The sequence below is a fragment of the Vibrio sp. B7 genome, from assembly GCF_963888765.1.
GTDB classification, from domain to species: domain Bacteria; phylum Pseudomonadota; class Gammaproteobacteria; order Enterobacterales; family Vibrionaceae; genus Vibrio; species Vibrio anguillarum.
On sequence record NZ_CAWPKR010000038.1, the window covers coordinates 95,067 to 119,483 of the forward strand.

The following is a 24,417-nucleotide window of genomic DNA, read 5'->3' on the forward strand; positions in this document are numbered from 1 at the left end:
TGTTTTTAAGCGGTGTTGTCAGTTAGACAGTTTTCAGAGGGGAATTCACTATGAGTATTTTTGACCACTTTCAGGCACGCTATGAAGCCGCCAAGGATGAAGAGCTATCACTGCAAGAGTTTTTAGCTCTGTGTAAAGAAGATAAAAGTGCTTATGCCAATGCAGCAGAGCGGCTGTTAATGGCGATTGGTGAGCCTGAGCTGATAGACACAGCAAAACACCCCCGATTGAGTCGCATTTTCTCTAACCGGGTGATTTCTCGTTATAAAACTTTTGAGGATTTCTATGGCATGGAAGAAGCCATAGAACAGATTGTTTCCTACCTCAAACACGCTGCCCAAGGTTTAGAAGAAAGAAAACAAATTCTCTATCTACTCGGTCCAGTTGGTGGCGGTAAATCTTCACTGGCGGAGAAACTCAAAGCTTTAATGCAACAAATGCCTATTTATGTTTTGTCTGCAAATGGCGTTCGTAGCCCAGTCAATGACCACCCATTTTGTCTGTTTGATGTGGTTGAAGATGGCGAAATCCTCAAGCAGGAATATGGGATAGAAAAACGCTATTTACGCTCAATTACATCACCTTGGGCGGCCAAACGCTTACACGAGTTTGGTGGCGATATTTCCAAATTCAAAGTCGTCAAAGTACGACCTTCAATTCTCGATCAAATTGCCGTCGCAAAAACAGAACCCGGTGATGAAAACAACCAAGACATTTCGTCACTGGTTGGGAAAGTGGATATTCGAAAACTCGAGCATTTCTCGCAAGATGACCCCGATGCATATAGCTATTCCGGTGCACTCTGTAAAGCCAACCAAGGGTTAATGGAGTTTGTTGAGATGTTCAAAGCGCCAATTAAGGTGCTTCACCCACTCTTAACCGCCACGCAAGAAGGAAACTTCAACGGAACAGAAGGGTTATCCGCCCTACCCTTTGATGGCATGATTTTAGCGCACTCAAACGAATCAGAGTGGCAGACATTCCGTAACAACAAAAACAACGAAGCGTTTTTGGACCGGGTTTATATCGTTAAAGTCCCTTACTGTTTACGCGTCTCGGAAGAAGTGAAAATTTACCAAAAACTGCTTGAACACAGTGAACTATCCAAAGCGCCATGCTCACCAAGCACACTAGAATTACTTGGTCAATTTAGTATCCTCTCGCGCCTAAAAGTGCCGGAAAACTCGTCACTATTCTCCAAAATGCGCGTCTACGATGGTGAAACGCTAAAAGATACCGATCCAAAAGCAAAAAGCTATCAAGAGTATCGTGACTACGCAGGTGTTGACGAAGGTATGTCCGGTTTATCGACTCGCTTTGCCTTTAAAATACTGTCGCGCGTATTCAACTTTGACCAAACGGAAGTTGCGGCTAACCCCGTTCATCTGTTCTATGTCATCGAACAGCAAGTTGAACGCGAGCAGTTCCCTCAAGAAATCGCTGAACGATATATGGAGTTTTTAAAAGGCTACTTAGTGCCTCGTTATGTCGAGTTCATTGGTAAAGAGATTCAAACGGCTTATTTGGAATCTTATTCTGAATACGGTCAAAATATTTTTGACCGCTACGTTACTTATGCTGATTTCTGGATCCAAGACCAAGAGTATCGTGATCCTGAAACTGGCCAACTTTTCGATCGTTCATCGCTCAATAACGAGTTAGAAAAAATCGAGAAAACAGCAGGCATTAGTAACCCGAAAGATTTCCGAAATGAAATCGTCAATTTTGTACTGCGTGCGAAAGCGCACAACAATGGACAAAATCCGGTTTGGACCAGTTACGAAAAACTGCGTACCGTCATTGAGAAAAAAATGTTCTCAAATACCGAAGAGCTACTTCCTGTTATCTCTTTTAATGCCAAAACCTCATCTGATGATCAGAAAAAACACGACGATTTTGTCGCTCGTATGATGGAGAAAGGTTATACAGAAAAACAAGTAAGGCTGTTGTCTGAGTGGTATTTACGCGTCCGTAAATCTTCTTAACTTCAAGCAAACCAAAACCTGTACATGCGTTAGCCATACGAACAATGGCTAACGTAAAGGTGACGTTTTCAAGGGGATACTCATGGCGCAATTTATCGATAGAAGATTGAACGGTAAAAACAAAAGCGCGGTCAATAGACAACGCTTTTTACGCCGTCATAAAGAGCAGATCAAAGAATCTGTTGCAGACGCAGTGAATCGTCGCTCCATCACCAACACCGAGTCTGGCGAAGATGTGTCGATCCCAAATCACGACATCAAAGAACCCGTGTTTCATCAAGGAAAAGGCGGCCTAAAAGAACGAGTTCACCCGGGTAATGACCAGTTTGTTACTGGTGATAAAATTGAGAGACCTAAAGGTGGCGGACAAGGCAATGGTTCAGGACAAGGTGATGCGAGTGCTGATGGCGAAGGCCAAGATGAATTTATTTTCCAAATCTCTAAAGATGAATATCTTGATCTACTGTTTGAAGATCTGGAATTGCCTAATCTAGAAAAAAATCAAATCAATAAGATTACAGAATGGAAAACTCATCGCGCAGGTTTCAAAACGGCAGGTGTACCGTCGAACATTGCTGTAGTTCGCTCTTTGCAACAATCACTAGCTCGCCGCACCGCAATGACAGCGGGAAAACGTCGTTTAATGGGGGAATTAGAAGAAGAGTTACTGCGCATTCAAAATAGAGAGCCCGCTCAAGTATTAGAAGAGAAGCGACTTAAACAAGAAATCGAAGCGTTGCGTAAAAAAATTGAAAGTGTGCCGTTTATTGATACGTTTGACCTGCGTTTCAAAAACTTTGAAAAGCGCCCCATTCCATCGAGCCAAGCTGTTATGTTCTGCTTAATGGATGTGTCGGGTTCAATGGATCAAGCGACTAAAGATATTGCCAAACGTTTTTACGTGTTGCTGTATCTATTTTTAACTCGCACTTATGAAAATGTCGAAGTGGTGTTTATTCGTCACCATACGCAAGCCAAAGAGGTGGATGAGCACGAGTTCTTCTACTCTCAAGAGACCGGCGGCACGATTGTTTCTAGCGCACTGAAATTAATGCATGAAATCATTGAACAACGCTACCCTCTCGGCGAATGGAATATCTACGCAGCTCAAGCATCCGATGGTGATAACTGGGCTGATGATTCGCCTCGTTGTAAAGAACTCCTCACCAATAAGCTTCTGCCATATTGCCAGTATTACGCTTATATTGAAATCACTCGTCGCTCACACCAAACCTTGTGGCACGAGTACGAAAAATTACAACCCTCATTTGGCAATTTTGCGATTAAAAACATTCGCACCGTGGATGACATATTCCCTGTATTTAGGGAGCTATTCCAAAAGGAAACAGCTTAGGGAGGCATACTAATGACAACAAAAGCGAAAGGCACTTCAAAACGCAAGAGCAAATTGTTACCAGACGGACCTGACTGGACGTTTGAGCTTTTGGAGAAATACCATACTGAAATACGCCGGGTAGCTGAGTTTTATCGTCTCGATACTTACCCTAATCAAATTGAAGTTATTACCTCCGAGCAGATGATGGATGCCTACTCCAGCATTGGCATGCCGATTAATTACAGCCACTGGTCATTTGGCAAAAAATTTATTCAAACGGAACAAGGTTACAAACATGGCCAAATGGGGCTCGCGTATGAGATCGTGATTAACTCAGACCCATGCATTGCCTATTTGATGGAAGAAAACACCGTCACCATGCAAGCCTTAGTGATGGCGCACGCTTGCTATGGACACAACTCGTTTTTCAAAGGCAACTACCTTTTCCAAACTTGGACGGATGCGAGCTCTATCATTGACTATCTCTTGTTTGCCAAAAACTACATTTCAGAATGCGAAGAAAAATATGGCGTACCCGAAGTCGAATCGCTGCTCGACTCATGCCATGCGTTAATGAATTATGGTGTTGACCGCTATAAACGACCTGAAAAAATATCGATAGCAGAAGAAAAAGCACGTCAAGAAGAGCGCGAAGCTTATCTACAATCACAAGTTAATGAACTGTGGCGCACCGTGCCCAAAGCAAAAACCAAAGAAGAAGATCTTAAAGTTCGTTTTCCAAGTGAGCCACAAGAAAACATTCTTTATTTCATTGAGAAACATGCGCCACTGCTTGAGCCATGGCAACGGGAGATCGTTCGTATTGTGAGGAAAATAAGCCAATATTTTTACCCACAAAAACAGACGCAAGTGATGAATGAAGGCTGGGCCACATTCTGGCACTACACTATCTTGAATCACCTTTATGATGAAGGTTTTGTTTCTGAGAAATTCATTCTTGAGTTTCTACACAGCCACACCAGTGTCGTCGCACAACCTTCTTACAACAGCCCCTATTTTAGTGGCATCAATCCATATGCACTTGGCTTTGCTATGTTCCGAGATATTAAACGTATTTGTGAAGAGCCAACCGATGAAGACAGGGAATGGTTTCCTGAGCTTGCTGGCACAGAATGGTTAGATGCGCTTCATTTTGCTATGCACAACTTTAAGGACGAGAGCTTCATTAGCCAGTATCTTTCACCTAAAGTAATGCGCGATTTCAAGCTGTTTGCCATTGTGGATGACGATCGCAAGAATTTTATTGAAGTTAGTGCCATTCACGATGATATTGGCTATCACGCCATCCGTGAAAAGCTTGCGGCACAGTACAATCTCAGTAATTTAGAACCGAATATTCAAGTTTATAACGTGGATGTACGTGGTGATCGTTCACTGACGCTTCAACACGTTCCACACGATAGAATTCCTTTAGATCAAAGCTGTCATGAGGTACTAAAACACCTTTACCGTTTATGGGGGTTTGATGTCATTTTAGAGGAAGTCAAAGAGAGTGGCCGACGTGAAATTTTAGCGACTTGCCCACCACACGGCGAACGTGACACATAAGAACAAGTCGTTACCTTAAATATCGACTTCATAATGCGCGACCTCATTCGTTGCGCATTTTTTATTAAAAAAATATTTGTAATACATCCTTACAGCTTTGTTCACATTTCATTCATTAAATATTTGCTTAAATAAAATCACTAATATTTATAAGGGTATTTGACTAATGAAGCACAACAAAATCATCATCGCTATACACTGGGTTATAGCATTACTGTTCGTATTGCTGTTTTTAAGCGATTCATTTCGTTCATTCTCCGATAAAGGTAGCGAAATGCGAGTGTTATGGCTGAACTTACATGCATGGTTTGGAGTCGCTGTTTTTGGATTATCGATGATTCGTTTAGCCGTAAAACTAAGCACAACAGCACCAGCGCCAGTGTATGAAAGTGACCTTATGCAGAAGCTGCTATATGGAGCGCATGCTGCCCTTTACCTCCTTACATTGCTTGTTCCAATCAGTGGTTATCTTCGTTTTGCAGGAAAAGGTCGGACATTAACTCTGGCAGGCGATGCTATTCCCTCATTGATAGGTAAGAGTGATTGGCTTTATAACATAGGGAAAACTTTACACGGCGAAGTAATGCAGGTGATTGTATTGACTGTTATCGGTGGTCATATCGCAGCGGCTCTTTATCATCACTTCATCGTAAAAGATCAGGTCATGGCACGCATAAAACCGTAATTAACTCGGTGATAAAAAGGAGCATAATTGCTCCTTTTTTAGCTAACGTTGGCTTACTATCGCTCTCACTAACTCTAAATCTTCTGGTGTATCTACCCCTGCAGGTGGTGCTTCTTTAGCAACGGCAACGTGAATTTTTTCACCATACCACAGTACTCGAAGCTGCTCTAAACACTCCATTTTCTCAAGTACACTGGGTTGCCAGTTGATATAAGTATTGATGAAACCAGCCCGATAAGCGTAAATACCAATATGACGTAGCAATGGCTGAATCACCGTTTGACCACCAGCTGCAAAATTGTCTCTATCCCAAGGAATTGTCGCACGGCTGAAATACAGCGCGTAACCCTCTTGATCTGTTACCACTTTAACCGCGTTAGGGTTAAACACTTCAGCTTGATCAGTAATTTCAACCGCTAAAGTCGCCATCGGCGCGCTACTGTTGGCTAAATTGTTAGCGACCTGCTTGATGATGCTCGGTGGAATGAGTGGCTCGTCACCTTGTACGTTAACAATAATGTGGTGATCGGCAATGCCCATTAATTTCACCACTTCGGCTAAACGCTCAGTACCGGACTCGTGATGTGATGATGTCATACAAACATTGCCACCAAACGCATGGACAGCCGCTTCAACACGAGCATCATCAGTAGCAATAACGACCTGCTCAGCTCCCGATTGTAACGCTTGCTCATAAACCCACTGAATCATGGGTTTACCGCCGATATCGGCCAAAGGTTTGCCAGGTAAGCGAGTTGACTGATAACGAGCAGGGATAACAACGGTGAAAGCCATTATCGTCCCTCATCCATCGTCATGCTGCGCGCTTCTGGCTCAAGCAACACAGGAATCCCTTCTTTTATTGGGTAGGCCAAACGATCTAACTTACAAATAAGCTCTTGATTTTCTTTATCATAAGTCAACTTACTTTTACATACAGGGCAAGCTACAATTTCAAGCAGACGGTGATCCATATGACTCCATTACCTCTTTTATTTTGTCCAAAATACGCCTTTCATCTGGCGAACTAAATTGCGCAGAAACGGGAAGATACCACCAGTTTTCTTGTGCAAAGGCCGCACATTTCACTGCGTCTTTTTCTGTCATGATGACGTTTGCTCCATGTTGCGCAAGCGCCTCTAATTCTGAATATTGATACTCTCGGTGATCCGCAAAACCTTGGGTCAATACCGTCTTTGCACCTAAAGCTTCTAATGTATTGAAAAAGCGCGTGGGATAACCAATGCCAGCAAAAGCCACTAATGCAGCTAACTGGCTCACTGGCGCTTGCTGACCTGTCACTAAGTTAACGGCTAAGCTAGGTGAAAGGTGCATAGCCAATTCGCCATATTGAGCTTGACCGCCATTAGTCACAATAAAATCAACTTCCGCTAACCGAGAGAGTGGCTCTCTTAACGGACCTAAAGGCATGAACTGCTCATTACCGAAGCGACGAACGCCGTCCACGACTGCAAATTCGAGATCACGCTCCAATGCATAGTGCTGAAGGCCATCGTCAGTGATGATCACATCAACACCCAACGGAAGCAGGGCTTGCACTGCTTGTGAGCGCTTTGGTGCAACAGCAACCGGAGCACCCGTGCGCTGGTGAATCAATTTAGGTTCGTCACCGCAGTGAGTGGTTGGCGTGTCACTTTGCAGCACTAATGGATAAATCGGAGCTTTACCACCATACCCACGCGAAACAACTCCTGGTTTGAAACCTTGTTCTTGTAAAGCTTCCACTAACCATACAACCAACGGTGTTTTACCATTACCACCCGCCGTAATATTACCCACCACCACCACAGGAACGGGAGCCTTATAGCGCTCTTTTTTGTTCGCTTGGAATGCTCGCTTACGTGCTTGACTGACCAACAGAAACAAGACACTCAGTGGCCACAACAGTGGCCACAACAGTGGCCACAACAAAAAACACGCTGGGTGATGTCCGAACCAGATTTTTTCAATCACTGATTAGTCACCAAATTGAATTCGATGTAGTTGGGCATACGCCCCATCTTGTGCAATTAACTGAGCATGATGACCACGTTCGATAATTTCACCCTCATCGACCACTAGAATTTCATCGGCTTCTTCAATCGTCGACAAGCGGTGCGCAATGACCAATACCGTTTTATTCTTTTGTAGCTCTTCAAGTGCTGATTGAATCGCTCTCTCAGATTCTGTATCCAACGCAGAAGTCGCCTCATCTAGGATAAGTACGGGTGCATCACGTAATAACGCTCGTGCAATCGCTACTCGTTGACGTTGACCACCCGATAAACTGGCTCCATTCTCACCAATCATGGTATCCAAGCCATCAGGCATGTTATTGATAAACTCCATGGCATGAGCAAGCCTAGCCGCGTGCTCAATTTGCTCACGCGTATACTCATTTTCTGCCGCGTAAGCAATATTATTGGCAATGGTATCGTTGAAGAGGTGAACATTTTGCGAAACCAGCGCAAAGTGGGTGCGCAAGTTCTTCAGTTTATAATCGCGAATATCATGATCATCTAGATAGATAGCACCTGAATCGACATCATAAAAACGAGTCAAGAGGCTCGCGATAGTACTTTTCCCTGAGCCGGAACGCCCAACAAGCGCGACCGTTTTACCTTGAGGAATCTCAAAGCTCACATGAGACAGCGCTGGTTTTTCTTTACCTTGATAAGTAAAGGTCACATCCTGAACTCTAACGTCACCACGTACTTTTTCGGCTTCAAACTGGCCAGTGTCGCGCTCGGTTTCTAAATCAATCAGCTCAAATAATGTTTGGCTGGCCGCCATACCACGTTGGAAATCGGAGGTAACACTCGTTAACGCTTTCAGTGGTCGCATCAAGCCAAACATTGCCGAGAACACCACCGTAAAAGTACCTGGTGTTAATTCGGCACGGATAGAATCAACGCTGGCTAAAAACAGCACAGTGACAAGTGCTAAAGAAGCAATCATTTGAATAATAGGGTCAGCAGTGGACTGCGCCGCAACCAGCTTCATTGTTTGTTGACGCATTTGATTGCTGACATGGTCAAAACGTTTACGCTCTACGTCTTGTCCACCATAGCTCAGTACGACTTTGTGCCCTTTTAGCATCTGCTCTGCTGAAGAGGTCACATCACCCATGGTGGTCTGCATCCCTTTTGATATCTTGCGAAAACGTTTAGAGACAATGCCAATCCCCATCGCAACCACTGGCGCAACCACGATTAATACCAAAGATAACTGCCAGCTATTCCAAAACATCAAGGTCAATAGGCCGATGATACTCGCACCTTCGCGAACAATGCTGACCAATGCACGACTGGTCGCCCCAGCCACTTGCTCTGAATCATAGGTGATACGTGATAATAGACCACCCGTTGATTCTCTATCAAAAAAACTGACAGGCATGTGCATGAATTGATTGAAGATTTTTCGACGCATCAACATCACAACATTGCCAGAAACCCAGCTCAAGCAGTACGAGGAGACAAAGCCACTTAAACCACGTAGCGCCATCATCCCCAAAATAATAAAAGGCAGCACTCGCAAAAAATCGGATTCCGCATTACCAAATCCTTCATCTAGAAGAGGCTTAAGTAATGACACCATATAGGTGTCAGAGACCGCATTGATAATCAATGCGACAACCGCAACTGCTAGGCCAGATTTATATAGGCGGATATAAGTCCACAGGCGTTTGAAGGTTTGCCAAGTGGTTTCGTCAGTATTGAGTGACATAGAAATGCTTTGTTTTTAAGAAAATATTGCGCTCATTCTACCTCGTTACGGAGCATCTGCCTATACCAAGCCTGAGAGTGAGAGATACGCAAGCTGCTAACTTGATAATTCTGCATGCCAAAAATAACGCTAATTTGCCCTGCTTCACCCGTATCCAACCAGTTTGCTCCATGTTGTTGGTAGCGTTGAACAACCTGTGCGGAAGGTAATTGCCAGCGTCCGCCTTTGGCGAGCGAGGCAATAGCGACCTCAGGATTCACCTTACTAATCAAAGCAACAGTAGAAGATGTCCTACTACCGTGGTGTGGTACAAGCAGGATATGACTTTGTAAGGATCGCTCTGTTCGCGCAAGTAACCACTCACTCATAGCATCCACATCCCCGGGTAAAAGCACTGAAAAACCGGTATTTTGGTCAAAGATTCGAATCACGCAAGAGTGAGGATTGTAAGCCCGCGCTACAGTTTTTGGTGGCCAGATAACATCAAAAGAGAGTTGTTGCCACTGCCATTGTTCGCCAGCAATACAAGGTTGGTAACCCGCTATCGTTTGACTAGCACGTTTCCATTTGGGCTGCCAAACACGCTCAACTTCCGCTCTTCCACCTGCATGGTCGTTATCCAAGTGACTCAAAATCAACCCGTCTAATTGCGTAGCTCCCCGTTTGTTTAACACGGGGGCAACTGTTGCCTGGATGTGATCACCGCCTTGCCAACTTGCACCAGTATCATAAAGCACGTAGCGTCCTTCTTTTTCGATCAACACCGCCAACCCATGCCCAACATCTAACACATCAATCCGCCAACCTGTTTTTATCGGAATGGTGAGCCAAGAAACCATCACAATGAGGCTGTAAACCGCAAGTGCAAAACGCGAGATCAACGGTGAAAACACAAACAGCAACAGAGCACTGCTCAACAGAGCCAAAACAGCCCCAGAAATAGGAAACCAACTGAGGCTTGAATAATGTATTGACCAATCAACTGGAATGAGTAATTTGGCCACCCAATGCCACACCATAGGTGCGCCATCAAAAGTCAAAACCGTACACACTAAAGCCACAAAGATCGCCGGAACCACCACAAAACTGAACCAAGGAATAAACACTAAGTTATAGAGCGCCGCACTGGTACTGACTCCACCGAAAAAATAAGCAGTTACCGGAAGCATACACAGCACTAACCCAATCTGCATCGTCAATAAACGCCATAAAAAAAATCGCTGAGTTTGAGGTAGAGAAAGTTGGTAGAACACCACTGAGACAGCAATAAAGGACATCCAAAAGCTACTGGATAACGCAGCAAAAGGATCGATAAGCAGCACCGCCGATAACGTCATAAGCAGTCGCTGCAACGTATTGATACGGACATTGAGGACAATCATCGCCACATTGAGCAAACACATGATGAGCGCGCGTTGAGTGGGCAAGGTAAAGCCAGCCAACCAAGCATAGCCTAGTGCGCACAAGCTTCCTACGACGAATGGCGACCACCCCATGCGATGATGCAAACGCATCAATACGAGCCCAAGGCTATAACCAAAACCAAACGCGATGCCAATGTGCAGACCAGAAATGGCGACCAAATGAATCAGCCCACTGTCTCGTAATGCTTGCCACTGTGCCGTTGAAATATCACTGCGCTCACCAAACGTAAGCGCCATTAAAATACCAAGATTGGGATCATCAGCGAGCCAGGTTTTGATCTTCTGGTACCATTGTGCTCGCCATTCTGGTAATGATTCAATGCGATAAGACTGTCCATTATTAACCGTTGCACGAGCCACAATACCTTGGCTCAAAGAGTACGCCTCTGCATCAAACCCGGTCTCATTTAACCGACCAAAGATAGGTTTTACTGTGATGGAGAATTCAGCCACGTCACCATACTTCAACGGTAAAGGAGCAATTAATCGCACCTTGGGCCGCAAAAAAATGCCTAAGGTTTGACCATTGATTGATCGAATCGAAATTGTTCCTTCATAACCATGAGTAATTTGTCTAAAAAAGCTGTTAACCTGCCCGTTTATGGTAATATTCGAACCTGTCTGAAAAATAGTGTTGGACTGCTCACGTAATAAGTTCCCGCTGATCACAATGACCACTAAAGCCATTGTTACTCCTGAGAGAAAGCGCAGTTTTCTATAACCGACAGAGAGTATAAGAATGGCGAATAGAGGCATACTCCATTTCCAATCTGGCATCCAAGGCCAATAAGAAGCAGAAATGGCGGTTAGCGAAAACGAAGCTAGGGTCCAGTAATTAGATAAGAGAGTCATGTCACGATGCCAAGAAAGTTCATCAAACGTTTTATGCCTAACCATGAAGTGATTAAGCGTCAGAAGGCATTAAAAATTTTTGGCAATGTGCTGTACAACCCCAATTTATGGTGTTTGAACCGCCGCTCAGCAGCGGGCGCCTTCGCCGTAGGTTTGTTCATGGCTTTTGTTCCACTTCCGAGTCAAATGATCATGTCCGCTGGCCTTGCCATTATGTGCGGCGTCAATTTACCGCTCTCTGTAGCCTTGGTCTGGATTAGCAACCCCATCACCATGCCAGTGCTGTTCTACTTCGCCTACAAGCTTGGCGCATGGGTAATGCAAACACCACCACAACCATTTCACTTTGAACTCTCTTGGCATTTTATCATGCAACAAATGAGTACCATTGGTCCGCCATTCCTTTTGGGTTGCATGATGTGCGGAGTGATCTCCGCCATAATCGGCTACTTCGGCATTCACGGTTTATGGCGCTATTCTGTCGTAAGAAGCTGGCAAAAGCGCCAAGCGAGATAAAAGCTTCAAGAGATTGAGACTGGCTATACAACTGAGCATGTAAAACGATGTCGCATGATGTTGAAAAAGGACCAAATGGTCCTTTTTGTTTGCTAAAAATAGCTCAATGCTGATGAACGAAAAGAATCCGAGTTGAGATTATTTAGCGCTAAGCACAGACGCCGGATTCAGTTGACTGGCCCTAGAGGCCGGATACCAAGTAGCTAATAGGCTCAACACAATCGCCGTCGAAGAGACAAGCACCACATCCGATAGGTTCACTTGTGATGGCAAAAAGTCGACAAAATAGATATCACCAGACAAAAACTGATGGCCGACTAACCGTTCTAATCCTTTGATTAACGCTGTTAAATTCCACGCAATCAACACACCTAACACGCCACCTATCACACTGCCTAATACACCAGAGAAAACACCCTGCCAGACAAAAATTCGTTTTACTAATCCATCGGTCGCGCCCATAGTGCGCAAAATGGCGATTTCAGCCGCACGATCTTTGACCGCCATCATAAGTGTTGAAACGATGTTGAAGCTCGCCACACCAATCACCAGCACCATCACCAAATACATAATGGTTCTGACCAGCTGAATATCACGGTACAAAAAGCCAAATTTTTGCTGCCAACTGCGTAGATAGACGTATTGATCAAGCGTATTGCCGACCTCTCTTACAATTTGAGTTGCATTTAATACCTCTGAGACCTTGATAGCAACGCCCGTCACTCGCTCTCCTAATTTGGCGTAAGCTTGTGCATCTGCCAATGGCACTAATGCAAGGCTGTGGTCAATTTGGCCATTGAGCTCCAAAAGCCCTGAGACCTTGACGCGCACGCGCTTTGGCGCTTGAACTTTAGCGCTCTCATTCGCAGAGGGGATCATCAAAGTGACATAGTCACCGACTGCCGCGCCCAATTTATCCGCCACTCCTTTGCCTAAAATGACCTGTTGCTGACCTGCGACAAAACCTTGCCATGCATCGGAAGAGACAAATTGAGATAAACGCGACACGGCGCGCTCCATTTGCGGATCAATTCCGCGCACCTCAATCGCTTTCAGTTGCGCGCCTTTCTCTGCCAGCGCCGTCAATTTTACATAAGGAGCGGCCGCTTCCACTTTTGGATGCTGCACGGCTTGCTTGACTAATGACGACCAGTTTGCGATGGGTTGTTGAACCCCTTCAAACTCTCCGTGTGCAATGACAGATAACACGCGATTCTGCAGCTCTCTCTCAAAACCATTCATCGCCGACAAGCCCACGATGATCACCGCAACGCCCACGGCGATACCGATAATGGAAGAGAGCGAGATAAACGACACCATTTTATTACGCTGCTTTGCCAGACTAAAACGCCGACCAATCACTAAAGAGAGCGAGGTGAACATCTACGGTGCCTCCACATTAATCAGCAAACCATCTTGCATGTGCATCTGTCTGTCCATTTTTTCAGCAAGTTCGCTATCATGCGTTACCACTAAAAATGCCGTGCCAAACTCTTGATTCATTTGACGCATCAAATCATAAATCGCTAGCGCCGTTTTGTGATCAAGGTTGCCCGTAGGCTCATCGGCTAACACCAAATCGGGTTGATTGACAAGCGCTCGCGCAATCGCTACCCGTTGCCGCTCTCCACCAGAGAGCTCAGAAGGTCGATGAGATAAACGATGTCCCAACCCCACTTTTTCTAACAATGCTTGCGCGGCCTGTTTAGCACGCGATACTTTTTGGCCACCAATAAGCAACGGCATGGCCACATTCTCAAGAGCGGTGAAATCGGCTAATAAATGGTGGAACTGGTACACAAAACCCAAATGTTGATTGCGAATGTTCGCTTGTTTATTGGAGCTTAAGCTCGATAAATCCTGACCTAGAAACGACACTGAACCTTCGGTTGCCTCATCTAGTGCACCCAGAATGTGTAATAACGTACTTTTCCCAGATCCAGAAGTCCCAATAATTGAGACTAACTCCCCCGCTTGAATGCCAAAACTGACGCCTTTTAGCACTTGAGTCCGTAGCTCCCCTTCTTGGTAGGTTTTGCATACGTTATGGCATTGTAAAAGGTTATTCATATCTTAAAGCCTCGGCAGGTTTTACGGATGACGCGCGGTAGGAAGGAAACAGTGTCGCGAATAAGCTGAGCGTGATGGCCGCTATCACCACCAACATAATTTGCATGGGGTTAATCACTACGGGCAGCGTTCCCCCCACAGAGAACAGCGCAACCCCCATGCTTTCTAATAATCCATTGAGGTTATCCGCCAGCAATACGCCTAACACACCACCGACAAGCGAACCAATCACTCCACTACTCGCGCCTTGAACCATAAAAATGGCCAGTACTTGTTGATCTGTCATGCCTTGCGTTTTCAAAATCGCGACCTCAGCTTGTTTTTCCATCACCACCATGATCAACGCGGAAATGATATTGAAAGCCGCCACGCCAACAATCAACCCAAGCATCAAACCCATCATATTTTTTTCCATGCGAACAGCTTGGAACAACTCGCCACGCTGATCTCGCCAGTCACTCCATTGCCATCCCTCAGGTAAAGGTGCGCTAGCTAGGTCTGCAACCACAAAAGGATCATCAAAAAAGAGCCGCCATCCCGACACAGTATTTGATGGTAAACGAAGCAATCGCGCTGCATCTTTGATGTGCGTCAGCATCAGCTGTCCATCCACATCAGACCCCGTATTGAAGATGCCTGCGACTGTAAAATTACGCTGCGCAGGAATACGACCTAAGGGGGTAAATTGGCTAGCTGAAGTGACCATCAAACGCACTTTATCGCCAATTGTCACGTTGAGCGCCCGCGCCAATGAATGGCCAAGGAAGAGTTGATATTCGCCCGGCTTGAGCGCACTCACTTGACCCGCAATCAAGTGCGCCGCAATCGGATCATGTTGATTCGGTTCAATTCCCATCAACAAACCTGCGGCCAGTTGCGATGAGCTTTGAACAACCGCTTCACTGCGTACAATCGGTTCAGCCGCTCTGGCGCTAGAGAGCTGGCTAATGAATTGAGGCACATCTTGCGTGAGCAAAGTGCGATCGCCATTTTGCGAAACTACAGCCTGAGGCAACACACCTAAAATTCTATTTTTGAGCTGGGATTCAAAACCATTCATGACCGAAAGCACCGTCACCAGTGACATCACGCCAATGGTTATCCCCGCCGTAGACATATAAGAGACAAATCGACTGAATCTATCACCGGATCGCCCACGTAAATAACGCAAGCCGATGAACGCCGAAATAGGATGAAACATAAGAAAAACCGCCTAAAAGTGATGCTCAGTACTGTAACGAGAAACGGTGGAAGGTTGTAGCTTTAATTTGCCAAAAATCGGTTAAATAGACTCGATAACAAGGACATACCTTGATTAGTTCGCCGGTATGACGATAATCAACAAAGCGATGAGAAGGATGCCTTTATGACCGAGCAAGAATTTTTTACGGTTCACTATGGACTGACAACCAATATTGAACTTTTAGACAGCACATTTATGCTACCTTCCCAATCAATATTTGAAGCGGAGATTCCTGCCCCATTTATTGTGGCCAGTGAGTTTAGCCAGTTGGATGCACTCACCGAAAGTGCACGACTAGAACTGAAAAATAGTGATTTCAAGCACGTCGTTCAGTTACTTGATACTCAAAATTCGAAACTGAATTTGTTGCTGACCTTTATGTTATCACAGCAAGATGAGCCACATTCACGCTTCATCACCAGCACATTTGGCGCCAGTCGCTTCTCTCTTCGTTATCCAAACGCACTAGAGATTGGTACCCAAGCCCGCTGTAAACTGTTTTTGGACCACCCTGCAGCCGCTATTTATTGCTATAGTTCGGTGATTGATTGCCAAGCGGACGAGCAACACTATCTCATCACGATGAAATACGATTTACTGCGAGATACTGACCAAGATCTCTTGATTAAAGCCGCACTGTACCAGCAGCAAAAATTGCTGCGTCAACGCTCTTTAGACCGAAATAAACCATAAGCGTTCTCATGACTACACACTCTTTACTGACTCTGATTAAACCTGCTGGCGCGGGCGACAAAAAACACATTGGTAACCTACGTGGTGCAAGCCTTGCGTTGGCAATTGCAGAGCTGGCCAACCAGCATAATAGCCACACTTTACTGGCTGTACCTGATCCTCAAACCGCCTTAAAGCTGCAGCACGAAATTGAGCAGTTTAGTGACGCCGAAGTGGCGCTGTTTCCTGATTGGGAAACTTTGCCTTATGATAGTTTTTCGCCTCATCAAGAGATCATTTCTGATCGCATCGCGCGCCTGTATCAATTACCGAGCTTGAAAACAGGCATTACCATTGTGCCAGTGAGCACCATATTGCAGCGTCAGACGCCGCGAGAATTTCTGCTACAGCATACCCTGATGTTTAAAACTGGCGATCAGTTTTCCTTAGATAAACTGCGTCTTCAGCTGGAAAAATCGGGCTATCGTCATGTTGATCAAGTGTTTGGCCCAGGCGAGTACGCCAGCCGAGGTTCGATTCTTGATTTATTTCCAATGGGCAGCAGCGATCCTTATCGCATTGATTTTTTTGATGATGAAATCGACACCATACGCACCTTCGATCCTGAGAATCAACGCTCAATTGAAGAGATCAGTGAGATACGCTTGCTACCTGCTCATGAATTTCCCACCACAGAAAGTGCGATTGAAGATTTTCGCACCCGCTGGCGTCAACGATTTGAAGCGCGTCGTGAACCAGAATCTGTCTATATGCAAGTCTCAAAGGGGATTTGGCCAGCCGGTATTGAATACTGGCAACCGCTATTTTTTGAACACACCGAAACCTTGTTTGATTATATCGCGCCAGAAAGCCAACTAATTGTCGTAGGAAATATCGAAACAGCGATTGACCAGTTTTTAACCGACGTCGAATATCGTTACCAGCAGCGTAAAGTTGACCCTCTTCGCCCGTTACTGCCGCCTCATGAATTGTGGCTTAAAAAAGATGAGCTTTTCAGTCTTTTCAAAAACGTGGCTCAGCTCCAACTCAGTGTAGAACCGATTTCAGAAAAGCAAGGGCGGATCAATTTAACGGTCAGTGCATTACCCGACTTGGCGGTCATGCATCAAAATAAAGAGCCTTTAGCCGCCATCCGGCAATTTAGTGAAAGTTTCACTGGGAAAATCATTTTTTCCGTCGAATCAGAAGGCCGTCGCGAAGCATTACTAGAGCTATTGCAACGCGTAAAACTGCGCCCTATCGAAAAAGAAACCTTCCAGCAAGCGTGCCAAGCAAAAGAAAAACAATGTCTCGTATTAGGGGCATCTGAGCACGGCTTTATCGATAACAATGCCAACTTAGCGTTCATCTGCGAAAGTGATTTACTCGGTGACCGTGTCATTCTTCGCCGTAAGAAAGACCGTAAAGTCACCAATAGTGACGCTGTCATTCGTAACTTAGCCGAACTCAAACCAGGACAACCCGTTGTTCATATTGATCATGGTATCGGCCGTTATCTCGGGTTACAGACGCTTGAAGCGGGTGGCATGATGACCGAATACGTCACCCTTGAGTATCAAAACGAAGCCAAACTTTATGTCCCTGTCGCTTCATTGAATCTCATTAGTCGTTACTCTGGCGGCGCGGAAGAAAGTGCACCATTGCATAAACTCGGGGGTGAAGCATGGACCAAGGCACGACGAAAAGCGGCCGAAAAAATCCGTGATGTTGCTGCGGAACTGCTGGATGTTTACGCCAAACGAGAGCTCAAACCAGGCTATAAGTTCGCTCTGGATCGTGGCCAATACGCGACCTTTAAAGCAGGTTTCCCATTTGAAGAAACCGATGATCAAAATACAGCTATCAACGCCGTGCTATCGGACATGTGTCAGAAAAAAGCGATGGACCGATTAGTGTGTGGTGACGTTGGATTTGGCAAAACAGAAGTCGCCATGCGCGCCGCCTTTGTTTGCACCGACAACAATAAACAAGTGGCCGTATTAGTGCCGACAACCTTACTCGCGCAGCAGCATTTTGAAAACTTTCGAGACCGATTTGCTAACCTGCCGATCCGTGTCGAAGTTTTATCACGCTTCAAATCAGCGAAAGAGCAAAAGCAGATACTACAAGATGTCGCCGACGGCAAAGTCGACATTTTGGTTGGCACGCATAAACTGCTTTCCAGCGAGCTAAAATTTAGCGATCTTGGTCTTTTGATCGTTGATGAAGAACACCGTTTTGGCGTTCGCCAAAAAGAAAAAGTGAAAGCGATGCGTGCTGATGTGGATATTCTCACGCTAACGGCAACGCCGATTCCGCGCACGTTAAACATGGCGATGAGCGGAATGCGCGATCTATCGATTATCGCCACACCACCCGCACGACGATTAGCCATCAAAACCTTTGTACGCCAACATGATGACAATACGATTCGAGAGGCCGTATTACGTGAAATCATGCGCGGTGGACAGGTTTATTTTCTACATAACCAAGTAGAAACTATCGACAAAGTGGCTGCCGATTTAGAAAAGCTGGTCCCTGAAGCTCGAATTACCGTCGCCCATGGACAAATGCGTGAACGTGAGCTGGAAAAAGTGATGAACGACTTTTATCACCAACGATTCAATGTATTGGTTTGCACAACCATCATTGAAACCGGGATTGATGTCCCAACCGCGAACACCATCATTATGGACCGAGCAGATAACCTTGGCTTAGCGCAGCTACACCAACTTCGTGGCCGAGTAGGACGTTCTCACCATCAAGCTTATGCTTACTTACTCACTCCACATCCTAAAGCCATCACTAAAGATGCCGTGAAACGTTTAGAAGCGATTGCATCTCTTGAAGATCTTGGAGCCGGTTTTACTCTAGCAACGCACGATTTAGAAATCCGTGGAGCGGGTGAATTATTGGGCGATGAACAGAGCGGTCAGATCCAATCAATTGGTTTTACTCTCTATATGGAGATGCTAGAGCAAGCGGTTGAAGCATTAAAAAATGGCAGAGAACCTTCTCTTGACGATTTGCTTCGTGAACAAACCGAAGTGGAAATGCGTTTGCCAGCGCTATTACCCGATGATTACATTCCTGATGTAAATACTCGCCTCTCCATGTATAAACAGATAGCGAGTGTCGCTAGCCGAGATGAACTCGCCGAGCTCAAAGTCGAGTTGATTGATCGCTTTGGTAAATTACCTGATGCTGCAAATAACTTACTCGGCGTTGCTGAAGTCAAAATTGATGCTGCACGTATAAAAGTGAAGAAAATCGAAGCGCATGAAAAAGGCGGCTACATTGAGTTCTATCCAGATGCTGACATTAATCCCGTCTTTTTGGTTAGACTTCTGCAATCACAACCGAAAAAATTTGCAATGGAAGGGCCAACTAAGTTTAAGTTTGCTGTACCATTAGCTGATAGACGTGAACGAATTCAATTTGTGTCGAGTATGCTCAGCGAATTCCAACAAAACCTGATGCCTAGAGCATAAATTACGCACAAAAAATGATGGAGCCATAATGAAAAAACTGATCCCACTCCTACTTTTGCTTATTTCGATGCCAAGTCTGGCACAACGGCAATTTGACATAGAAGTGATCATTTTTAAGCGTGCAATTGATGCAGAGAAGCTCAGTGAGTCGTGGCCTAACTCATTGCCTGAAATCAATATTCAACGCGCGGGCAGTTTTAGTGACTTAAACTATCGCCAAGAAAAAGGCGTGAAAATGCTGCCTTTTTCCGACTACCAACTAAACGACCAAGCACAAAAACTGAAAAACCACGCCGGCTTTGAAGTGCTATTGCATACGGCTTGGCGTCAAGGCGATCAAGGCAGAGCTTCCGCGCCGATTTTCCATATTCAGGCGGGTAAAGATTACTCCGCTAAATTCAATACTGACGGCAGTGAAAAAGTAGCCGTACTAGAAGAATCGCCAGTAAACGGTGTGCTAGAACAAAACATCGCGAGTCCCCTTTACGAACTCGACGGTAAATTACAAATCTATGTGCAGCACTATCTTTATGCTGAAACTACACTCGACCTTAAAGCCCCGAGTGTGCGAGAAATCATGCTCCAAAGTAAACCATTGGAGTTAGATATTACACCTGAAGAGCAAAATGCCGAGGTTCAACTGGGGAACCTAGAAGCTATCTCCCCAACAGTGGAAAAGGAAGAGTTTTTAAAGAGCTATCGGATGGACCAAAAACGCCGTATGCGCAGCAACGAAACCCACTATCTAGACCATCCATTAATGGGAATGATCATTCAAGTTCGCCGCGTTGCAGAATAAAGCCTAACAAAGCGCCCTGTCTGGGCGTTTTTTCTTTTATTCATCTCTCATACAGTTTAGCTCACTGATTTAATATCCTTACCGGTTAGAGCTATTCTGTTGTTAACTATTCTTATTAAAACCAATAACACAACCCTCCTACAGACCGTTCCAATGGTTTGGGTACGTGATCTTCTAAAAGTTAAACTGACAATGTATTTCATTAGTGAGTGTTTCATTTTTAAGACCTCTCATTTATGAGAGCCATGTAAGATTGAATCCCTCTTATTAAGTCTTGATAATCTCCCCATCTCGTGTTGTGCCATGTTCGACTCATTTACCGTAATACCTATCGTTGAAGTAGAGCACAGGTTAACAACATCAATTTAAATCGGAATTTACACAAACATACTGAGAGAGATGTTACCTAATGACTTCTAAATTTTCGTTATGTGCGGTCGGGCTACTGTCAATAGGCAGTATCACAGCAAGTAACATTGCAATCGCATCAAGCCCTAGTGAGATAAACACCCAATTAAAATGGTCTTGGCAAGGCAGTTCATTTAAACCTGAGTCTAACCAAGTGATGGCGGCACCTATCGTTGCTCAGTTAAATGATGATAATGGTGATGGAAAAATCGACGAGAATGATATCGCTGATATTATCGTTATTACTTTTGAAGGTAATAAATATACGCAAGGTGGATTAGTTAGGGCGCTAAGTGGTATCGATGGTTCTGAGCTTTGGTCGTATGATAATGGTGGCATTATAGCCGATGCTCGCTATTCTCCTGCAGTTGCAGATCTTGATGGTAATGGTGTAGTTGAAATTGTGACAACGAGCACAATCAGCCCTTACATCAATATATTAGATAATGAAGGTCAGATAAAAAAACAAATCCTGAAGAGTGCTTCAGGATGGCGCTCGGTTGGCGCAATTTCACTATCTGATTTAAACAATGATGGTTCAATTGATATTCTCTCTGCCGATGGTGTTTATAATTACGATACTGGTTTGCTATTTAGTTTAGAGTGGGCTCCATCACCGATCAGTTTTGATGCGGATGGCGATGGTATCCAAGAAGTATTTTCAAACGGCGCTCTTTATAAAAGCGATGGCTCATTTACTTGGCAATATCAAGCGAATGATACGGTTTGGTTTTCTTCCGTTGCCAACTTAGATAGCGACAATAAACCAGAAATTGTGGTATCAGTTCCGGCCTCGAAAGGCTCTGCACAAAATAGTAGCTTTGCCGTATTAGAGCATGACGGCTCAGTAAAATGGGAGGTTAATAACCTTGAAAACCCAGGCGGTGGTGTACAAGCTATCTCTAATTTCCTTGGTAATGCAGCAACTAACTCTACCAATGAAATAGCTAAGTCCCCTGTTTATGGATATACCCATTTACATCACAGCCATCCAGTTAAAATAGCAGATGACAACCAACTTAAAATCCGCTCAGGAGATCTGATTGACGCTATTGGATCAACAGCAAGTAATATGGTGGGTGGTCAAGGCGGTTCACTGCATACTATTGATGCAAGCAAAGTCCGCTCTGTCGATGTAACCTACGGCAAATATAAAACGTGGTGGACATATGGCGTACTCGAGATGGAATTCACTCTCAATGATGGTTCGAAAATAACGTTAGGTTCAAAAGACTCAGCCTTTAAATACCCAGCATTAGAGTGGCGAACCAAAGAAGTTCCATATCTTGGATTGGAGTGGAGAACAAAACAAGTTTCTTACTGGTTCTTTGGCTGGCATACCAAAACAGTTTCTTACCTAGCTCCTGTTTGGAAAACTAAAACGATTCCTTATGCTGTTCCTGTCATGAAGAGCAAAGCAACCACTGAACGATACACAGTCCCAAGCAATACCCAACTGGTAGGCTTAAATGTTTGGAGCAAACCAAAACCTATCTTTACCTTCAAAAAACACGTTAATGCAGTTCAGTTTGTTGTTGGGGAAAGCATTAATGATAATTACCTAAACACTGGTATTGTCTATGCAGGTTATCATGCTGTTGATATGTATAATGCACAAGGTAGCAAAGTTTGGTCTGTAGCAAATGATGACTATAACAGCGGTAAAATTGGTGTCTCGGCTTACGATTTCACTGGTGATGGCATTGATGAAGTTATCGTACAAGATCTTCTGAGAGTCCGTATTCTTGATGGGCGCACAGGAGCAGTATTAGCAACGATTGCTAACTCGTCGAACACCTTGTGGGAATATCCTGTTGTGGCGGATCTCGAAGGCAACAACAATGCATCGCTTATTGTGGTCGCAAATGATTATGCAAAAGAAAGCGCAATCAACCACGGCGTCTACGTTTATGAATCAGCCGATGCTGATAAACCATGGGAAAATGCAACGAGAATTTGGAACCAACATTCGTTCCATTTCTCAAACATTAACCAAGATGGCTCAGTACCAACCAATGCTCAGCCTAGTTGGCTAACACATAACACTTATCGCTCAAGTACCATTAAATAACTTGAATTTGATATAACCACCACTATCGCCCAAGGCGGTGGTGGTGGGATGACAAAAAAAGCCTCGCCTTTTAACAAAGGCGAGGCTTTTTTATGGCCAGTACGCTGGGAATATTAGTGAAGCTTTAAGTTTGGACGCAACACACGATTAATACGGCCAACTAACATCATCAACCCTGTTTTGAACATACCGTGCAGCGCCATTTGGTGCATGCGATACAAAGAAATGTACACGACTCGCGCAATACGACCTTCAACCATCATCGAGCCTTTGGTTAAATTACCCATTAAGCTACCAACGGTAGAAAAACGACTTAATGAAACCAACGAACCGTGATCTTTATAAACATACGGTTTGAGCTCACGCCCGTTAAGCTTAGCAACAATATTCTTGAACGCTTGGCTTGCCATTTGGTGCGCTGCTTGTGCACGAGGTGGCACAAATGAACCATCGGCTTGTGTACATTGTGCTAAATCACCGATCACAAAAATATCGTCATCTCTTGTGGTTTGTAAGGTGTTTTTTACCACTAACTGATTAATGCGGTTTGTTTCCAAACCAGCAATCTCTTTCATAAAATCCGGTGCTTTGATGCCAGCAGCCCACACCATGATCTGAGCGGGAATCTTTTCGCCATCTTTAGTTGTTAGGCCATCCTTATCCGCTCGCGTGACCATAGTCGCAGTACGAACGTTGACACCTAATTTCGTTAATTCGCTATGCGCAGCACTAGAAATGCGAGGTGGAAGAGCGGGTAGAATACGCTCACCCGCTTCCACAAGGTTGACATTCAGTTTGCTTGAATCAAGATCGCCAAAACCATAAGTCCGCAGCTCTTTTACTGCATTATGTAGCTCTGCAGATAATTCAACACCCGTTGCACCTGCGCCAACAATCGCAATATCAACTGTACCGTTACCATTTTTCGCATGAAGTTTTAGAAACTCATTATTCATTTCAGTACGAAAACGATTTGCCTGTTCAGGGCTATCAAGGAAGATACAATGCTCACGAACTCCTGGAGTATTGAAGTCGTTAGACGTTGAACCGATTGCCAACACCAAAATGTCATATTCAAGCTCACGACTTGGCATTAACAATTCACCATGCTCATCTTGCAATTCACTAAGAACAATCACTTTGCGTTCACGATCGATATCAGCAAGACTACCCATTTGGAAATCAAAACGATGATTTTTTGCGTGAGCGCGATAGCTTAGCGCATCCACTCCTTCATCTAATGAACCCGTTGCCACTTCATGCAATAACGGTTTCCATAAGTGGCTTGCTTTACGATCTACTAATGTGATTTCTGCGCGATTTTTACGGCCAAGAGTGCGACCAAGTTTAGTCGCGAGCTCTAAACCACCCGCGCCACCACCGACTACGATAATTCGTGTCACAACAATAATCCTCAAAAAGAAATAAACATGATTCAGCGTGAAATCTCACACTGAAGGAATTCTCAGTAATGCGCTTGCTTCAGATAAATCTTGTTCAGCAAATGAAGCTATCTTCGCAGCACGTTTCATTAGGATAAATGCATGTAACTACACACAAATTAGGCAAA

18 protein-coding genes are annotated in these 24,417 nt (G+C 44.7%); 9 read left to right on the forward strand and 9 right to left on the reverse strand.

The genetic code is table 11. From position 1 onward, the window contains the following. Positions 1 to 50 precede the first annotated feature (50 nt). The 4 genes from AACV32_RS15405 to AACV32_RS15420 all read left to right on the forward strand — a co-directional run bounded on the left by AACV32_RS15405 (position 51) and on the right by AACV32_RS15420 (position 5,575). Entirely contained in the window at positions 51 to 1,985 is a 1,935-nt protein-coding gene (locus AACV32_RS15405; RefSeq protein WP_013856540.1) for a PrkA family serine protein kinase, read from the forward strand. Positions 1,986 to 2,067: 82 nt separating this feature from the next. Continuing rightward, positions 2,068 to 3,339 carry a YeaH/YhbH family protein gene (locus AACV32_RS15410; RefSeq protein ID WP_170895411.1) on the forward strand — a complete coding sequence of 424 codons (1,272 nt, stop codon included), beginning with the start codon at positions 2,068 to 2,070 and terminating at the stop codon, positions 3,337 to 3,339. A gap of 12 nt (positions 3,340 to 3,351) precedes the next feature. After that, positions 3,352 to 4,890 carry a SpoVR family protein gene (locus AACV32_RS15415; protein WP_013856538.1) on the forward strand — a complete coding sequence of 513 codons (1,539 nt, stop codon included), beginning with the start codon at positions 3,352 to 3,354 and terminating at the stop codon, positions 4,888 to 4,890. Positions 4,891 to 5,056: 166 nt separating this feature from the next. Beyond that, positions 5,057 to 5,575, forward strand: a complete 519-nt coding sequence (locus AACV32_RS15420; RefSeq protein ID WP_017045183.1) for a cytochrome b — start codon at positions 5,057 to 5,059, stop codon at positions 5,573 to 5,575. Positions 5,576 to 5,617: 42 nt separating this feature from the next. On the opposite strand, the gene kdsB is transcribed toward AACV32_RS15420, so the two are convergent. From kdsB to AACV32_RS15445, 5 genes are read right to left on the reverse strand one after another with little or no spacing between them, the layout of a single operon-like run. After that, positions 5,618 to 6,370: a 3-deoxy-manno-octulosonate cytidylyltransferase gene (gene kdsB, locus AACV32_RS15425; RefSeq protein ID WP_170895410.1), complete on the reverse strand. Its 753-nt coding sequence runs from the start codon at positions 6,368 to 6,370 to the stop codon at positions 5,618 to 5,620. Next, positions 6,370 to 6,549 carry a Trm112 family protein gene (locus AACV32_RS15430; protein WP_013856535.1) on the reverse strand — a complete coding sequence of 60 codons (180 nt, stop codon included), beginning with the start codon at positions 6,547 to 6,549 and terminating at the stop codon, positions 6,370 to 6,372. The genes kdsB and AACV32_RS15430 overlap by 1 nt, the downstream gene beginning before the upstream one ends. Beyond that, a complete protein-coding gene (gene lpxK, locus AACV32_RS15435) occupies positions 6,530 to 7,549 on the reverse strand; it encodes a tetraacyldisaccharide 4'-kinase (RefSeq protein WP_170895409.1) in 1,020 nt (339 codons plus the stop codon). The genes AACV32_RS15430 and lpxK overlap by 20 nt, the downstream gene beginning before the upstream one ends. Before the next feature lie 3 nt (positions 7,550 to 7,552). Beyond that, on the reverse strand, positions 7,553 to 9,301 hold the full coding sequence (gene msbA / locus AACV32_RS15440) for a lipid A ABC transporter ATP-binding protein/permease MsbA (protein WP_013856533.1): 1,749 nt from the start codon (positions 9,299 to 9,301) through the stop codon (positions 7,553 to 7,555). A gap of 32 nt (positions 9,302 to 9,333) precedes the next feature. Further along, entirely contained in the window at positions 9,334 to 11,577 is a 2,244-nt protein-coding gene (locus AACV32_RS15445; protein WP_249339517.1) for a DNA internalization-related competence protein ComEC/Rec2, read from the reverse strand. A gap of 6 nt (positions 11,578 to 11,583) precedes the next feature. Here AACV32_RS15445 and AACV32_RS15450 point away from each other — a divergent pair, with 6 nt between their 5' ends. Continuing rightward, positions 11,584 to 12,093 (forward strand): DUF2062 domain-containing protein, encoded by a 510-nt coding sequence (locus AACV32_RS15450; RefSeq protein ID WP_010319231.1) that lies wholly within the window; start codon positions 11,584 to 11,586, stop codon positions 12,091 to 12,093. Between the two features lie 138 nt (positions 12,094 to 12,231). Here AACV32_RS15450 and lolE read toward each other — a convergent pair whose 3' ends face one another. The 3 genes from lolE to lolC are packed head-to-tail and all read right to left on the reverse strand — an operon-like array spanning position 12,232 to position 15,364. Further along, entirely contained in the window at positions 12,232 to 13,476 is a 1,245-nt protein-coding gene (gene lolE, locus AACV32_RS15455) for a lipoprotein-releasing ABC transporter permease subunit LolE (RefSeq protein WP_013856531.1), read from the reverse strand. Next, positions 13,477 to 14,163, reverse strand: a complete 687-nt coding sequence (gene lolD / locus AACV32_RS15460; protein WP_017042302.1) for a lipoprotein-releasing ABC transporter ATP-binding protein LolD — start codon at positions 14,161 to 14,163, stop codon at positions 13,477 to 13,479. Next, the gene (gene lolC / locus AACV32_RS15465; RefSeq protein WP_170895408.1) at positions 14,156 to 15,364 is read right to left on the reverse strand and encodes a lipoprotein-releasing ABC transporter permease subunit LolC; all 1,209 of its coding nucleotides are present in this window, start codon (positions 15,362 to 15,364) and stop codon (positions 14,156 to 14,158) included. The genes lolD and lolC overlap by 8 nt, the downstream gene beginning before the upstream one ends. Positions 15,365 to 15,529: 165 nt before the next feature. Between lolC and AACV32_RS15470 the strand changes: the two genes are divergently transcribed. From AACV32_RS15470 to AACV32_RS15485, 4 genes are all read left to right on the forward strand, one after another. Beyond that, positions 15,530 to 16,099: a hypothetical protein gene (locus AACV32_RS15470; protein ID WP_017048079.1), complete on the forward strand. Its 570-nt coding sequence runs from the start codon at positions 15,530 to 15,532 to the stop codon at positions 16,097 to 16,099. A gap of 8 nt (positions 16,100 to 16,107) precedes the next feature. Next, positions 16,108 to 19,569 carry a transcription-repair coupling factor gene (mfd, locus tag AACV32_RS15475; protein WP_170895407.1) on the forward strand — a complete coding sequence of 1,154 codons (3,462 nt, stop codon included), beginning with the start codon at positions 16,108 to 16,110 and terminating at the stop codon, positions 19,567 to 19,569. 28 nt (positions 19,570 to 19,597) lie between these two features. Next, positions 19,598 to 20,368 carry a peptidoglycan binding protein CsiV gene (locus tag AACV32_RS15480; protein WP_047687968.1) on the forward strand — a complete coding sequence of 257 codons (771 nt, stop codon included), beginning with the start codon at positions 19,598 to 19,600 and terminating at the stop codon, positions 20,366 to 20,368. A 409-nt stretch (positions 20,369 to 20,777) separates the two neighbouring features. Next, a complete protein-coding gene (locus tag AACV32_RS15485) occupies positions 20,778 to 22,847 on the forward strand; it encodes a beta-prism lectin domain-containing protein (protein WP_017045172.1) in 2,070 nt (689 codons plus the stop codon). A gap of 113 nt (positions 22,848 to 22,960) precedes the next feature. Here the strand turns inward: AACV32_RS15485 and AACV32_RS15490 are convergent, their stop codons facing one another. After that, positions 22,961 to 24,250: an NAD(P)/FAD-dependent oxidoreductase gene (locus tag AACV32_RS15490; protein ID WP_026028144.1), complete on the reverse strand. Its 1,290-nt coding sequence runs from the start codon at positions 24,248 to 24,250 to the stop codon at positions 22,961 to 22,963. Positions 24,251 to 24,417: the final 167 nt, after the last annotated feature.

Excerpts from the sequence above, each read along its gene's own strand:
- AACV32_RS15405 (WP_013856540.1), top strand. The coding sequence starts at position 51 with ATGAGTATTTTTGACCACTTTCAGGCACGCTATGAAGCCGCCAAGGAT.
- AACV32_RS15410 (WP_170895411.1), top strand. The coding sequence starts at position 2,068 with ATGGCGCAATTTATCGATAGAAGATTGAACGGTAAAAACAAAAGCGCG.
- AACV32_RS15415 (WP_013856538.1), top strand. The coding sequence starts at position 3,352 with ATGACAACAAAAGCGAAAGGCACTTCAAAACGCAAGAGCAAATTGTTA.
- AACV32_RS15420 (WP_017045183.1), top strand. The coding sequence starts at position 5,057 with ATGAAGCACAACAAAATCATCATCGCTATACACTGGGTTATAGCATTA.
- kdsB (WP_170895410.1), bottom strand. The coding sequence starts at position 6,370 with ATGGCTTTCACCGTTGTTATCCCTGCTCGTTATCAGTCAACTCGCTTA.
- AACV32_RS15430 (WP_013856535.1), bottom strand. The coding sequence starts at position 6,549 with ATGGATCACCGTCTGCTTGAAATTGTAGCTTGCCCTGTATGTAAAAGT.
- msbA (WP_013856533.1), bottom strand. The coding sequence starts at position 9,301 with ATGTCACTCAATACTGACGAAACCACTTGGCAAACCTTCAAACGCCTG.
- AACV32_RS15445 (WP_249339517.1), bottom strand. The coding sequence starts at position 11,577 with ATGACTCTCTTATCTAATTACTGGACCCTAGCTTCGTTTTCGCTAACC.
- AACV32_RS15450 (WP_010319231.1), top strand. The coding sequence starts at position 11,584 with ATGCCAAGAAAGTTCATCAAACGTTTTATGCCTAACCATGAAGTGATT.
- lolE (WP_013856531.1), bottom strand. The coding sequence starts at position 13,476 with ATGTTCACCTCGCTCTCTTTAGTGATTGGTCGGCGTTTTAGTCTGGCA.
- lolD (WP_017042302.1), bottom strand. The coding sequence starts at position 14,163 with ATGAATAACCTTTTACAATGCCATAACGTATGCAAAACCTACCAAGAA.
- lolC (WP_170895408.1), bottom strand. The coding sequence starts at position 15,364 with ATGTTTCATCCTATTTCGGCGTTCATCGGCTTGCGTTATTTACGTGGG.
- AACV32_RS15470 (WP_017048079.1), top strand. The coding sequence starts at position 15,530 with ATGACCGAGCAAGAATTTTTTACGGTTCACTATGGACTGACAACCAAT.
- mfd (WP_170895407.1), top strand. The coding sequence starts at position 16,108 with ATGACTACACACTCTTTACTGACTCTGATTAAACCTGCTGGCGCGGGC.
- AACV32_RS15480 (WP_047687968.1), top strand. The coding sequence starts at position 19,598 with ATGAAAAAACTGATCCCACTCCTACTTTTGCTTATTTCGATGCCAAGT.
- AACV32_RS15485 (WP_017045172.1), top strand. The coding sequence starts at position 20,778 with ATGACTTCTAAATTTTCGTTATGTGCGGTCGGGCTACTGTCAATAGGC.